General features: G+C 48.0%; 14 protein-coding genes. 9 read left to right on the top strand and 5 right to left on the bottom strand.

What is annotated here, in order from left to right:
• Nucleotides 1-26: 26 nt before the first annotated feature.
• Nucleotides 27-1,046, bottom strand: coding sequence for a hypothetical protein (locus AOA63_RS12545; RefSeq protein ID WP_053960016.1), 1,020 nt, complete (start codon nt 1,044-1,046; stop codon nt 27-29).
• 191 nt (nt 1,047-1,237) lie between these two features.
• On the opposite strand from AOA63_RS12545, the gene AOA63_RS12550 reads away from it, so the two are divergent.
• Nucleotides 1,238-2,104 (top strand): sensor histidine kinase, encoded by an 867-nt coding sequence (locus AOA63_RS12550; protein ID WP_171822713.1) that lies wholly within the window; start codon nt 1,238-1,240, stop codon nt 2,102-2,104.
• Between the two features lie 77 nt (nt 2,105-2,181).
• Complete coding sequence (locus AOA63_RS12555) at nt 2,182-3,795, top strand: sensor histidine kinase (protein WP_053960018.1); 1,614 nt, start codon at nt 2,182-2,184, stop codon at nt 3,793-3,795.
• Here the strand turns inward: AOA63_RS12555 and AOA63_RS12560 are convergent.
• Nucleotides 3,743-4,132, bottom strand: a complete 390-nt coding sequence (locus AOA63_RS12560) for a response regulator (RefSeq protein ID WP_053960019.1) — start codon at nt 4,130-4,132, stop codon at nt 3,743-3,745. The genes AOA63_RS12555 and AOA63_RS12560 overlap by 53 nt on opposite strands.
• A 302-nt stretch (nt 4,133-4,434) precedes the next feature.
• Between AOA63_RS12560 and AOA63_RS12565 the strand changes: the two genes are divergently transcribed.
• From AOA63_RS12565 to AOA63_RS12580, 4 genes are all read left to right on the top strand, one after another.
• The gene (locus tag AOA63_RS12565; RefSeq protein ID WP_053960020.1) at nt 4,435-5,274 is read left to right on the top strand and encodes a hypothetical protein; all 840 of its coding nucleotides are present in this window, start codon (nt 4,435-4,437) and stop codon (nt 5,272-5,274) included.
• A 216-nt stretch (nt 5,275-5,490) separates the two neighbouring features.
• Nucleotides 5,491-7,179, top strand: a complete 1,689-nt coding sequence (locus AOA63_RS12570; RefSeq protein ID WP_053960021.1) for a sulfocyanin-like copper-binding protein — start codon at nt 5,491-5,493, stop codon at nt 7,177-7,179.
• Between the two features lie 105 nt (nt 7,180-7,284).
• A complete protein-coding gene (locus AOA63_RS12575) occupies nt 7,285-8,259 on the top strand; it encodes a metallophosphoesterase family protein (RefSeq protein WP_053960022.1) in 975 nt (324 codons plus the stop codon).
• Nucleotides 8,256-8,678 carry a c-type cytochrome gene (locus AOA63_RS12580; RefSeq protein ID WP_053960023.1) on the top strand — a complete coding sequence of 141 codons (423 nt, stop codon included), beginning with the start codon at nt 8,256-8,258 and terminating at the stop codon, nt 8,676-8,678. The genes AOA63_RS12575 and AOA63_RS12580 overlap by 4 nt, the downstream gene beginning before the upstream one ends.
• Here the strand turns inward: AOA63_RS12580 and AOA63_RS12585 are convergent.
• Nucleotides 8,675-8,905, bottom strand: coding sequence for a capping complex subunit for YIEGIA (locus AOA63_RS12585; RefSeq protein WP_053960024.1), 231 nt, complete (start codon nt 8,903-8,905; stop codon nt 8,675-8,677). The genes AOA63_RS12580 and AOA63_RS12585 overlap by 4 nt on opposite strands.
• Before the next feature lie 287 nt (nt 8,906-9,192).
• Here AOA63_RS12585 and AOA63_RS12590 point away from each other — a divergent pair, with 287 nt between their 5' ends.
• The 3 genes from AOA63_RS12590 (at nt 9,193) to AOA63_RS12600 (ending at nt 11,911) form a co-directional block, all read left to right on the top strand.
• Nucleotides 9,193-9,780, top strand: a complete 588-nt coding sequence (locus tag AOA63_RS12590; protein WP_053960025.1) for an RNA polymerase sigma factor — start codon at nt 9,193-9,195, stop codon at nt 9,778-9,780.
• Nucleotides 9,768-10,394, top strand: a complete 627-nt coding sequence (locus AOA63_RS12595; protein ID WP_053960026.1) for an anti-sigma factor domain-containing protein — start codon at nt 9,768-9,770, stop codon at nt 10,392-10,394. The genes AOA63_RS12590 and AOA63_RS12595 overlap by 13 nt, the downstream gene beginning before the upstream one ends.
• 209 nt (nt 10,395-10,603) lie before the next feature.
• A complete protein-coding gene (locus AOA63_RS12600; RefSeq protein WP_053960027.1) occupies nt 10,604-11,911 on the top strand; it encodes a hypothetical protein in 1,308 nt (435 codons plus the stop codon).
• An 11-nt stretch (nt 11,912-11,922) separates the two neighbouring features.
• Here AOA63_RS12600 and AOA63_RS12605 read toward each other — a convergent pair whose 3' ends face one another.
• Both AOA63_RS12605 and AOA63_RS12610 read right to left on the bottom strand, forming a co-directional pair.
• On the bottom strand, nt 11,923-12,966 hold the full coding sequence (locus AOA63_RS12605) for a GGDEF domain-containing protein (protein WP_139061598.1): 1,044 nt from the start codon (nt 12,964-12,966) through the stop codon (nt 11,923-11,925).
• Nucleotides 12,967-13,057: 91 nt separating this feature from the next.
• Nucleotides 13,058-13,810, bottom strand: coding sequence for a glycosyltransferase family 2 protein (locus AOA63_RS12610; RefSeq protein WP_053960029.1), 753 nt, complete (start codon nt 13,808-13,810; stop codon nt 13,058-13,060).
• Between the last annotated feature and the right edge of the window lie 100 nt (nt 13,811-13,910).

Here is a 13,910-nt window from a genome sequence, read left to right on the forward strand (position 1 = left end):
TACCTTAAAAGACAAATTTTGGCAATTCAATCCTGCCAGCGAAAATGCACAATATCTTCGGAAGAGGGTTCGGGAGCCACGAAAGAACTTTGTGCCAGGATTTGGGCCCGCCCGTCCACCCGGCCATAGATGGCAGAGGGACCATCGAAATGGATGTCTAAAGCGCGAAAGAGCATTTGAGGATTGATAATCACAGAAATATTCTCGAAGGTTTCCAGCAGGCTAAAAGCCCCTTCCTTTGTCCATTGCTGTTGGCGAGTCATCTGGGGATTAAACGGCCAGGGTTCTGTCCACCACCAGGGGTTCGCCGAGGGTTGGGCAATAATGCGTACACCTTCTTGATCCATTAAGGGTAGGAGCGAGGTAAACTGGGGCTCTGAATTCGTATGGGGAATGCGGAAGCCGTCGTAACAAATGGCTGTTGCACAGGGAATTCCTTCGATCAAAACCGGTTCAAGAGCTTCGGTTAAAGGTCCCGGGGAGAGATCTAATACATCTTCTTGAGTGGGAACTAAATTCACTTTGCGGGTGATATGAATCACCTCGCCTAAAGGATTGAGTGTCATGCTCAGATTAAATATGTTTTTGCTTGCCGGATGAAATCTTGCCGATTGCTCACCATAGGCATTCATGGGCAATAAGGCGCTGCCCGCGACAATATAGGTGTGGTACTGGCGGGCCAGCTCACGCATGGTCGTATGCCAAATCCGCCAAACTTTGGGGGCATTCAAAAGAAAAAATGCCTGGCGTAATGACAGGGTTTGGTACCTGAACATGGTGCCCAATAAAGACGGCCACAGTTTTTGGCCTATGCGAGAAAAGGCTTGGGACATGGTCTTTGTTCCTTCGATGAGATGCAAGCTGTCTGCAAGCACTAAGAAAGTGGCTAAGTCTTCCGGAAAGACTACCAGTGCAGGAACATCATCCTGTCTAAATACAGAGACCTTCTGTAATAAAAGATCCATTTTGTGGTAAAATGTGCTTACATTGGCATAATCGCTGAGATCCATGTAAGGTTGCACGGCAAACATATCCAAAACAGGCATAAAGCTCTCCTTAACGTTTACGGTTCTCAAAAGATAAAAGTGTGAGGAGTTCAAAGAACCCCGAATCGCAAACTGACGATGGATTTACTGTCATTATCATCAAAGGATGTGATACGTCAAGAGACTCATCTCGTGTCATCTCATCACCTCGTCACGGGTTCGCAATTACACAAAGGAAGATGGGATTAATCGTGAGTTCACAACAGCAGGTGGTCGAATCATTTTGGGGACTTTGTCGGCAGTTCTGTATTCCAATTAATTTTGTTAGATGGGGAGAATGGACGCACGGTGAACATCAAGGACCAGGGTATGTCTACCGCGAAGAGACCAATGTAGGCCCTATCAGTTTTGGTTTTAGTGAACCAGTAAAAATCTCGTGGGTCCATTTGATGGCGGCGTTTTTGGCGCACATGGTGCATGACCACCAAGATGACCTGATTGTCGCAGCTGCCGTTCATGAAATTCGTAATCCGCTTACGGTTTTGTCCGGATATCAAGAGCTGTTATCTCAAAAATATGCCGATCCGATGTGGGAAAAAATGGACGAACTGATGATGCGTATCGCCGAGCGTTTAGATGATATGTTAAGCGGCTATTCCCGAACCCCGCGCCTAGAAACATTTGATTTAACAGCATTGTGTCATGATGTAGGGGAAGAGTACAAAGTCTTTCTTAGCCGGCGAGAAATTTCTCTTACGATTCATGGGGAACCTTGTGAAATTCATGGTGATCAAAAACAAATTCGCCAGGTCATCCGTAACCTGCTTCATAATGCTGCCGATGCCATTCTCTGTGGAGGAGACATTGCTATCAGGGTGGATAGCAGGGACGATCACGCAATTTTACGTGTCAGTGATAATGGCGCCGGAATTCATGAGACAATTCGTCCTTTTTTATTTCGACCGTATTATACATCAAAAATCGACGGTCATGGACTCGGATTAGTCATTTGCCAGCGGATTGTTGAGCAACATCATGGTACTATTAATATTGTCGATCTATCGCCGGGGACGGCGTTTGTGGTGTCATTACCCAAAACTCAGAAGAATAACAGGTAACAATCTGTGGCTTCATCATCGTCGGAATATTTACGATGAGAAGATCTGCTGGGTGTCGAGATTTGAAGGAGGATGTTATGAAATGCTCCCCTTCGAAGGCATCGTTGGGCGACGACGCCTTCGATTTTATTGCCCGTCTGCAACAGTTTCTCGTAACACAGGTTGATCATGTGCATCTTAAAGATCAAACCGCCCAGTGGATATTAAACGAAGTGTTTCATATCTATCCCGTTGCCGGGTTATCGTTATGGCTCAACAATGATGAGACCAAGTCGTGGACTTTGGCTGCCTCCGTAGGCTTAGATGCTGCCGTCCATAAACAACTGTTTCAAGCTCCGGAGGCTTATGAGCATTTAAATCAAGTCCGGACGACAGGGAACCCCGTCATCTTAGATCATTTAGCCGAGCATTCCTATGCGCCATTTCGTCAGTGGTGTAAAGAAACGGGAATTGAGAGGACGGCCAGTTTTCCCTTATTTGGCGTTCCCACCTGTTTATTGGGCGTATTGACTGTCATGTGGATTGATCCGCCGCCCATGGATCAAGTGATTCTCGAACGGTGGGAAAATGTGGCTCGGACCTTGGCTTTGGCCTGGCAGTGGACGGAATTATGGCAAAGCAATTCGCTGCGGCAAGTGGTGGCGCGAACGGTCACGTCGATGACCCAGTCTGCGTATGCGTATGTTTATGAAGACCGTCTTGAATTTTGTAACCAGCAATTTTTAGAACTCTTTCACCTCGATCCACCTCTTAGGGACCGCTCGGTTAAACAATTAGTTCAGTACATGCAGAAAATCTTTCTCGATGAAGACAAAGTTGAGCAAGTTATGCAGCAGCTTCACGATTCCCCACAAGATAATTTCGAGGCGATCCTTGAATTAAAAGGGGTACCGACACGGTATTTGCGGTGGATGTCACGATCGGTTCATTTAAGGGGGGTGTATCAAGGCCGCATTTGCGTTTTTAATGACGTGACCTCGCAGATTTTGTCCGAGCAATATCACGAATCTTTTTTATCGCTTGTGGCCCATGAATTTCGCACTCCCGTGACGATTATTCAGGGATTGGCGGAATTAATGGAGTCGACGCCCCTGCCCGAAAATTTGGAGTCATGGAACAAACATATCCATTTGATTTGGCGTGAGGCGCTGCGCTTATCCCGTCTCATTCGGGAAATCTGGGGAGCGAGTGAAGCCAGGAAAAGAGGCTGGGACCATTTTTCGGAATCGCTTGATTTTGTCAAAGTGGTGGAATCGGAAATGGCAACGGCCAAAAAATTATGGCCCGACTGTCACTGGGACTATGTTGGTCCGGTGAGTGTACCGGTGCGGATGAACTATGAAATCCTCATGACCATTTTACAAGCCCTTATCGGCAATGCAGGAAGGTTTTCGCCGCCATTTTCTCAGGTCACAGTGGAAGTCGAGAACAATGATCAGTCAGTGACATTACGGGTTATGGATAGGGGGCCAGGGGTTGATGAGGCCATCGCCGAAGAATTATTTATCCGGGTGCCTGATCCCGCCCACCGTTCAGGTTCTGGAGGCATGGGATTAGGACTTTATGTGAGTGCGACGTTTGTGAAAATGATGGGAGGGGACATTCACTATCAGCCCCGGTGTGGGGGTGGTTCGATTTTTACGGTGAGACTCCCCCGGGAAGCCCCCGCGATAAGGCGTCTAGCACCGTAATCCGTAATTTATCTAATTTAAACGGTTTGGCCAAAGTCCCCACCACTAACGAATGCTTATGCGCGATATGTTCAAGTTCGGAGGAGGCCGAGACTAAAATGACAGCAGTAGGTCTCAGCTCTTGAGCTTGGTGCAACCATTCGCTCCCGTCCATGTCGGGCAACCGGTAGTCTAATAAGACGAGTTCGGGGTGATATTGCGTCAAAAGTTCTAAACCTTGTGATCCACTGGATGCTTCGAGGATGGTTAAAGGATCCGCACCAGGATTTTGACTGAGGATAGTTTTGGCAATGTAGCGTATCCCTGATTCATCATCGATAATAAGAATAGTCGCCATGCGGTAGACCTTTCTTCAGAAATTTGTGCCCATTCATTATCGCCAGACTCACCAGGGATTGCAAGACTTCCCGGATGCGATTTCTTCAAGTGTTATATAATGCCTGTAGAAATAACGGATGGCATTGAACTTTTTACGAAAATGGTCTGAAATGAAAATGCATTGAGGCGGATATCGTCGGTAGAATCCTGATCGTAGGTAGCAGAAGGGAAATGCTTTCGGTAGGGATATTCAATATCGGCAGTGTGTGGGAAGTTCACGAATTAAAAATACATGACTAACTTCGGAGAAGAGGGGAAATTTTGTCAGCCACGAATATTCTGCGCCATGCTTGGCGACACCTCTTACGCAAACCGGGCAATTTGGTGTTGTCTTTTTGGTACCTGTTTATTTTGTTCTTTTTTCAGTTATTTGCTATGCGTGGACTGGGCAGTGGCTTTCAGAACTGGCTGAAAGCCCTTAACCCGAGCAAAATGACCATGACGAATTTGCCCCCGTTACCTCATGGGGTGGCGTTAAAACTGGCACTCACCTATCTGACGATGATCTTAATTGTTTTCCCGTTTGTGATTGGTGCCCTCTATGGAGGAGTCGCGGATAGTCTTAAGACTGCAAATAACCAGGTGGGCCTGTTTGCCTTTTTCCGTTATGGATCCCGGCTGTTCTGGGAAAGTATGGGTCTTTTTGTGGGGATTGTTGTAGGGACGACCATTATGCTGGGCGTGGGTATTGCCATTAATCTTTTGTTTACGCTCTTAGGTGGCCATTCCCAAGTCCTCGGCGTGATAACGAGCGTGGTGGCCGCTATCATTACCTTGACAATCATGTTCTTATGGTTTGCGGTGGTGCTATTTTGGCTCGGCGCTGTCTATTTCGGGGGAGAGCGGATTTGGCCGGCTTTTACCGAGGCCTTACAGTGGGTATGGCACCATAAAGCCGAAAGCTTGCGCCTTTTGTTGTTAACCGCCGTCATTGTTTTGGTGGCGACCATATTTTTCTCGTTGTTTAGTTTAGTCCCGATTATCGGTCAATTTTTTGCGATTATGCTCTATGCAGGGGTTCTCACTCTTATCGCGATTGAAGCGAACGTTTTTTACCGGGAAGCAACTCGGCACGACATGCCGCCCATTTATCGAATCTAAAACGCTTGTCTGATCACCGGTGATAGCCGTATCACAAGATAAAAGGCGCGCCAGAGCATAGGATTTCCTATGCCAAGGGCGTCTTTTTTGATGGGCCTACCGATATGGATGGAACGATCGGCACCGAATGCAAGTTTTCATGAATATATCATAAAAACGTGTTATGTTAATGGCAGGGAAAATTCATGGCACAAAAATGGTTAGGAGATAGGGACAATGCCTTATTCACTATTAAATTACATTAATCCCGTGACGATTCACACATTCTATGTAAGTTTATTTCAAGCTACGGGCGTTATTTTGTTGCTGGTACTTTTGGGCGTAGGCATAAGGCATATGGTGCGTAAAAACCCTAACAACCTGGGATCAGAGACAGAGAATGCAGCGGTGAAAGACTCTCCACAATATCCGAGGGGTTACAATATTTTATGGTGGGGATTAGGGATTTTATGGTTGATTGATGGACTGTTACAAGCCCAGCCGCCGATGGCAACCAGTATGTTTGTGGATATGGACGTAGCCACAAATGTTACGGGACAACCTCATTGGCTGTTAGTTCTCTTAGGGGCAGGAATTCAGGCATGGACAGACCATCAAATTGCCTCAGCAGTCTTTGCCGTGTTAATCCAGATGTTCATTGGAGTGGGCATTTTATTGGGATATCGCCGCCCACTTGGACGGATTGCGCTCTATGTCTCCCTGTTATGGAGTATTCCTGTATGGATTTATGGGGAAGGACTGGGCAACTTATTTGCCTCAGGCGCCTCGTGGTTAACGGGAACGCCTGGTGCCGTCATCTTTTATATTACCGGTGCGATTTGGTTATTGCTGCCTCCTAAATATTGGACATCAGGAAAAATAGCGGAGTGGACCCGCTATCTGATGGCAGGCATCTGGCTGTTATTAGCGTTCTTTCAGGCGCTTCCTGGTTCAGGATATTGGTCTTCGCAAGGACTTTATAACGTATTCCGTTATAATACGCTGATGCCTCAGCCCGCAATATTGCTCGATCCCATTACCTGGGCGATGCACCAGTCTTCTCTTCACCCGGTCTTGTTTAATAGCATAATTGTTGCCGTTATGGCCTATTTAGGCGTGATGATGCTGATTAAACGCACTGGCAAACTATTTTGGACCGTAACGGTTTTATGGATCTTTGCGAGCTGGTGGTTAGGCCAAGATTTTGGTATTGTTGGCGGCGTCGGAACCGATCCTCAAGCGGCTCCTTTAGCTCTGCTGATGATGGTGGGCGGTTGGTGGTATGCCAGAAAGGTCGAGAGCAACCGGCCCCAAACCGTTAAACCGTTAGTAGCGCGTTCTATGGTCAAGAAATTGGGTTGGGTATCCACCAGCGTTATCACGGCCGTGTTTCTCCTCTTTGGTTTTGCTATTCCGCAAGTGGTAGTGGCGCAAGGAGACAAACCGGCTCCAACCCCTCATTATCGCCAAGCTGCCAGTCCAACAACTTTTAACCCGCATCAGTGGATGCAATTTAATACCCAGGCCAAAACTGTCCATTTATTATTAGAAGCCTCCGTTAACCGTTTCGGATCTTTGGCATTTGATGGTTATGCTAATGGTTTTATGACGATTACCATCCCCAAAGGATGGACGGTTGATGCCACCTTTATTAATGAACAAGTTCTCTTAAAGAACAGTGCGATGATTGTTCCCTTTGCCCAGCTCCAACAAGGAGGACCATTTACCCCGGCATTCCAAGGAGCAACAAGCCCCAATCCGATCACAGGGGCCAATCATGGGGTGGTTCAACATTTTCATTTTGTGGCCAGTCAAGACGGCAAATATGCCGTTGTCAGCGCTGTTCCTGACGGTCAATCAGATTCTGGCATGTGGGCATATTTCCTGGTAGAAAATGTGTCAAAACCGAAAATTACTGTGAAGTAGCGATCGGCCCCCTTCACTTCATTCCCCTTGATTGTTATAAAAGCGCCCGAGGCACGGTATAGGGCGCTTTTTTGTGGGGAACAGTGAATCCGGGAGGGAATGACAATGGCCAATCCAGAACAGCCATCGTGGGCTTCACAAATTTCTCCAGATAAGCATCTCCAAGATTCGTTGACCTCACGCCGGCAGTTCCTGCGCCAGTTTGTTGGGGCGTCTTTTTGGGTTGCGGGAGGCATGTGGATGCGTGACAAAGTGTTTGCGACTTCGACAGGTCCTTCAAAACCTCTTCGATTTGTGCAGTTATCCGATACCCATATTGGCTATCAAGGAGATGCTAACCGCGATATCTTGGGATCTTTGGCGATTGCCTTAGGTGCCATTGCCCTGTTGGATCCGAAGCCAGATTTTATTGTGGTGACAGGGGATCTCACGCAGGGCACAAGTCAAGAAAGCGAACGGTTGAAAAGATTTCAGACATTCCGCAGGCATCTGTTATCGTTACATATCCCAATCTATACGGTAGCGGGTGAACATGATGCCTTAATGGATCAGGGGAAAACTTATGAAAAAGTGATGGGGCCGTTGTATTATGATTTTCGCCTAAACGGTGTGCAATTTTTTGCCTTAGACAATGTTTCCCGGGGATTCTTCGTGGGAGAAAAGCAGCGCCGTTGGCTTAAACAGCGTCTGGAACAGGCCAATCCCCTGGCACCGACGGTGATTTTTTGTCATGCACCCCTGTATGATGTGTTTAGTCCCTGGAACTGGTACACCTATGATGCCCGGGAAGTCCTGCATTTGTTTGCTCATTTTCACGACTTATCGGTTTTCTTTGGTCATGTTCATCAACTGCTTAGGCATCAAGCGCCCTCCATCACCCAATATGGGGCCATGCCCACATCCTGGCCCTTGCCGGAACCAGGATTTTTGACGACTTTGGAGCGCTGGCCCCAAAGTACCTCAGATCCCTATATGGGACTCGGGTTTCGGATTGTCGACATGAAAAACTCAGGCATGGTGGAAATCCAAAATGTCTGGCTGCAAGATGCTGTCAATTTGAGGAGGCGTTCGTCACCGTGAGAAAGCTGTTGTTTTCGGTCGTGGTCCTAGCCGGAACATGGGCATTTATGGGCCCCGTTGCGGGGGCTTCCGTGCTGAATCCGTTTCGGCATTTTTTTGAGCATCATGAACCGGTGAAACCTCAAGTCCCCAAAGCGATTAAGCCGTCGTGGGCATTAGGCCAAAAACTCTATGTCAGAGCCTGTGAATCATGTCATGGTCCTAAAGGAAATGGGGAAGGATTTTGGGGACTGCCCACCGGGGATAAAGCGCCGGCGCTCGATCACCTCAGCCCCAGCGAAAACACACCAGAATTTTTAACCCGAATGATTGCCCAAGGAAAAGGCATGATGCCTGAGTGGTCTTTGGTGCTCAACCGGGTGCAGATCGAAAGCCTGGTCCAATATCTCCGGTCCCTCAACACCCAGGACATCCATTAGTCCTGGGTGGAAGAGGACGAAGCCGGAGGAGAAGCATTCACCGTCAGGGCTAAGGAACCGTCATGCAAATCATGGACAATACAATTGGTTATACGGGATAGCCACATGGCAATACGGTCACGTTCTGCTACATCATCAGCAAAGAAAATAGGCGCCATTCCTCCGCCAATAGCTTTACGGTTGACGGTGACGACGGCAAACATCACAGGTTGTGGGGCATCAGCCAATGGGTTCACCTCCTATGCATCTGAATTTTTTGTGTGAAGAGTCGTGTTCTCAACTATTCTTGTTCAATCTCGCCATCTCGTTGAAGAGTTTGCCGAATTCCTTGGTCATTGGTAGGAATCCAGAAAAATCCTCGCGCGAAGATTTTGCGAAAAAATACTTTTGCTGGCATTTAGACATAGTTCTCTCCCATTTGTGAAGAAATATGCTAACATGCCAAAGAAGAAGTTTAATGGATAGCAATGACAAAGTGGGTAGAGTCCTACCTAACCAAGTCTAGGAGAGAGCCATGGGCTATTCGGATGACGTCGATCATTGCTCCGATGAAGAACTGATACTGCGCATTCAACGGCAGGACGATAAGGCATTTGAGCAACTTTATAACCGGTATGCCTCACGCGTTCTGGGATTGATTCGGCGCGTAATTTTTGATGCTAATGAATCCGAAGATGTGTTACAGATCGTATTTTTAAGTATATGGCAGAAGTGTCATCAATACGAGCGAGAGCGGGGAAGTGTTCAAGCTTTTATCTTCCAAATTGCTAAAACGCGAATGATTGATTATCTGCGTAGCCACCGACATCATGATGACGTGTTAGTGGATATGGAAGAAGAGGATCGCCAGCCCGATCCCATCGAACTGGATCAAGTGAGTCATGTCGTGGTGGATGATTTGTTAAAGGCTTTAAGCGCGGATGAAAGACGGGCTTTAGAACTGACAGTTTATGGGGGATTTACTCAGCAGGAAATCGCCAAGTTATTGCATAAGCCAGCAGGCACGGTAAAAAGCTGGATTCGACGAGGACTCATCAAACTCAAGCGAATCGTTACCGAGACCGCTAATGAAGGAGGGGAGGGAGAAAAATGGCACATTTAAATGACGAAGAATTGCTAGCATCCTGGCGCCGGTATGGAGATGGATTAGATCATATCAACTCCTGTCCTGTTTGTCAGGCGCGGCGCCGTGCCCTTTTGACCGTTGTGACATCGGTGTTGCCAGAACCCACCCAAGAACCCTCCCTCACCGCCACTCAAATTTTATCGCGCCTGGCGTCACGCGAACAAACCCTCAAGGTGATTTCGCGCCGGCGAATTGCTGGAGTGGCCGTAGCCTTGATGTTGTCATCGTTGGCCTTACTCTCCCCTTCTTTACAACATCCCGTTTTGCCCGCTCCGGTGCAGATGGCATCCACCTCTCTTCCATTTGCCTCGAGCCGGATTATGGTGCAGTGGAGTCCTGGGCATAAAATGGGTAAGATTTTTGCATCCCAACTCAAAGTGATTCCCAATTCGGTATTAGAAGTCTGGTTAATCAAAAACCGCAAGCACATACCAGTAGCCATTATTCCGTTATCGAGCCATGAGGAAACGGTGATGTTTGCTGTACCCGAAAAAGCCCGAAATGCCGGGGCCATTGGCATCACCTTAGAACATTCGCCCAATATGCCCAAACCCACAGGGCCCAGGGTTTTCTATCATAAGTTTCATTAATGACCATGCCTCAGATGGGATATTTTTACAGAAAGATCTTTCAAATAGTTTAAGGCGTTTTTGCCTGAACTATAATTCTTAGCCGCTACTGATAAGGCCAGACAAATATTTCCCTAGATTTTTAGGTGGGATTAGCCGTAACCTAATGATGAATCTTGGCGTTATGCCAGGGATAAGAGATTTTGAGTGAATCTAGGGGAGTATAAGCGATGAAAGTCCAAATAGCGCTGGTTTCGCTGGCTGCGGTGGTGACGACCGGAGCCTTGGTGACATTGGTTGGTCGTCCATATTTCGGATCGGCTTTAGCTAAAAGTTCGCCGGCCGCATCCACAACCGTTCTATCCAAAACTCATGGGGTGCCCAAACGGCCGGTGCATTCTAAAGCCGCATCAAACCCGACGATGAGTCTTTCGACGACGACCATTACCACAACCACCACGCCCGTATTTGCTGGCACCCAGGTTCAGATCCTGGCGGGAAACCAAGCACCTAGCATATTGCCGCTTGACTATCCTCTAAGCTTAAATCCCATCGCATTTTACCAACCCAGAGTCTATACGCTAGCATTTCAGCTGCAAGCCCTCCTGCAAGGACATCATGTTATCCTCCAGCTTTTTCAAGGTCCTGGAAATGTGATCATTGCAGCATCGTGGGATCATCACATTACGGGAACTTATGTGGCTAACGGGACAGTGCAACTGACGAATTTGAGCGGAAATAATGTCTATTTTTCTATCTTGGGCAGTCAACATACGACATGGCTCACCGCGAACTTGATGACGGGTCAAATGACGACATCGCAAGTTATGCCCTTAGCCGCGGAACTCTCCCCGTATATTGGAGGCATTCCGACCTTATATGCGGTTCCAGAAATTAATCCGGGCCCGCCTTCTTCACCAGCTGGGAATTTTGCTCCGTTACCGGCGTCCGCGCCCTTAATCGAGCAATGCCTCAGGGAAGCCAATACGCTTTTTAATACCCAGGTTCCATTAAATGCCGTCATCCTTAATCAACGAGGCAACCATTTACATTTGGTTCATGTGACAGGCGGAAGGTGGCGCGTCGTCCGGTTTCGGGTAAATGCCGAAGGGATTCCTATCCCCGAAGAGGTCATCACGTCGTGGCAAGGACAAATCTTGACCTATCATATTGGGATCAATGCTCAAGGCCAGGCCGTGAATGTGGCGTTATCCGAAACCCAAATTCAGCATTTGACCCAATTTGCCAAGAGCCTTACTTATACCGCTATGGATAGCCAAACAGGGGCTTTAGTCTCTTTACCGATTAATTTAAGTGGGTATGAGACGCTTTATCCCGGAGCACCCAAAATCATTGTGGAACAAGGGCAACAAACGTTGTTAGCTTTGACCTATCAAGCCCCGGATCAGCAACACACCGTATATTTACCCATTGGCTGGTATTGGTGGAAAAACGGGCCGCAGGTCGTGAATTTGCCGACTTCACCTAGCTCTTCCTCGTCTTCGCCAACCTCATCGCCGTCCTCGAGCCCGTCATAAGGGAAAAGACCTTAAGCAGGCGGTGACGCCATAATATCTTGGGCCCAGACGGTTTGATCTTTGCCTTGGGATTTGGCCTGATATAACGCCTGATCGGCCCGGGCAATAATGTCCGCAAGAGGTTCGTGATCTTCGCGAGAGAGGGCAATGCCGCCACTTACGGTAATGGGCGTGGGATACCGTAGAGATAAATCTTTGAGTCGTTCATTGAGGCGCAAGAGTCGTTCGGAAATCACGCTGCGATCTAATTCTGCTGGCAGCAAAATCAGAAATTCCTCACCCCCATAGCGTGCCGTTATTTCCCCGGCTCGAAATAACTGCCGGATTAGACGCCCTAAATCCCGCAAAACCATATCCCCCATCAAATGCCCAAAGCGGTCATTAATTTGCTTAAAATTGTCTAGGTCGAGCAGAACCACCCACCACCGGGAGTTTGTGTGCTGGCGGTAGGTTTGCAGGAGCTGGCGGCGGTTAAACAGCCCGGTGAGATAATCAGTGCCGGCTAGACTTTCATATAGTCCCATTTGACGGCGCAAGAAATATGACAAAATGGTCACTAATGGATAAAACGGGGCGATAAAGAGACTTGAGGGAATTTCCTCGGGAATAACCGGTGTCACGAACGTTGTGATGATATAACCCAAACCTAACGCTCCGCTAACGATCAAGGCTTGAATAAAAGGCAGAGACCACACAGCTTCCCAGGTGATGATAACCGATAATAAGGGCACTGATACGGGAAGCCATTTCCACCAGTACATATTGATAATCATGATCAGGGCATCGACATATACCAGCCATTTGGGGGTTCGGCATGTTGAGCGAATGACGGTCCGAATCGGCAGATACAATAGCCAGACGCCTAAAGACCACAGGGCATCCAGACGAAAAGGCATAAACACCGGGCGATTCCAATAGATGATTGTGATGATGAACGTGAGGGCCAAATACAACCACCGTGCATCATCTGCGAAAATGCGTGGATCATGTTCATAACGTCTTAAGAGACGAATCGGGGGTGTCTGATCATTCATTTGTGATAACTTCGCGGTCATTTTGCGGGATCCTTTTTTGCGCCGGTAGAATTTTTCCACGCAGACTTCATATTCTGACACACAGGTCAATGTCTTTGTGAGCTTGTCCGGTTTAGGGACCGGGGATGCGCCATTTCGCAAACCAGGGATCGGTCATCATTTTGGCAAAGTTGGCGACAGGTACCGGACCTAAATGATGCTTGCTGCGCAATTTTCGCAATTCGGGAGCCATTTTGCATGGACGCGAGGATGTCGAGTCCGTGGAGAAATAGTAGTTCGCGGTGATTTCTGGTAACCGAGTAATCGGCACGCCGCGTCGGCTGGCCCGCAAAATCCAGTCCCAATCACTGTAGGCTGGAATTTGCGTATCAAAATATCCGACATCTTCAAATATAGTCCGGGTCGTGACGAGCGTAGAGGGAATCACCGGGCTAGTCTTGGTTAACATGGAGGGTTGATATTGAAACCGAAACGGCTCATGCCAGCCTTCTTGAACATGGTATAATTCCGCGTCGGTAAAGACAATGCCTTGAGTGGATTCTACTAAAGGAATCGTCAGGGCGAGATGATTGGGTAGCCACTCATCATCGTCGTCCAAAAAGGCGATATATTGCCCAGAGGCAAAATGTAGGCCGACATTACGCGCCCCGGCCGCGCCTTGTCCCGGTAAAAGACCCAGCAAGTGCAGTTTAAAGGGATACGCGCCGAGTTCTTGGCGGGAAAAAGGAGCTTGTCCATCGCGAATCACAAAAACTTCGACGGCGGACAGGTACGAAGGATTCTGGGTAGCAATCGAGGTTAGAGCTCGTTTAATGGTGTGAGTGTGCACGGTCGGAATAATAACGGATATCTTCGAGTACGGCATAGCCATCTCCTTTTCTGATCCCGGTGTCTGACCAGCGCCATGTTCCTGAATATATTGTACTGTTTTCCTGGATTATCCCGTCATCTCTTTTAGCATAACA

It is taken from the genome of Sulfobacillus thermosulfidooxidans (assembly GCF_001280565.1).
GTDB lineage: Bacteria > Bacillota > Sulfobacillia > Sulfobacillales > Sulfobacillaceae > Sulfobacillus > Sulfobacillus thermosulfidooxidans_A.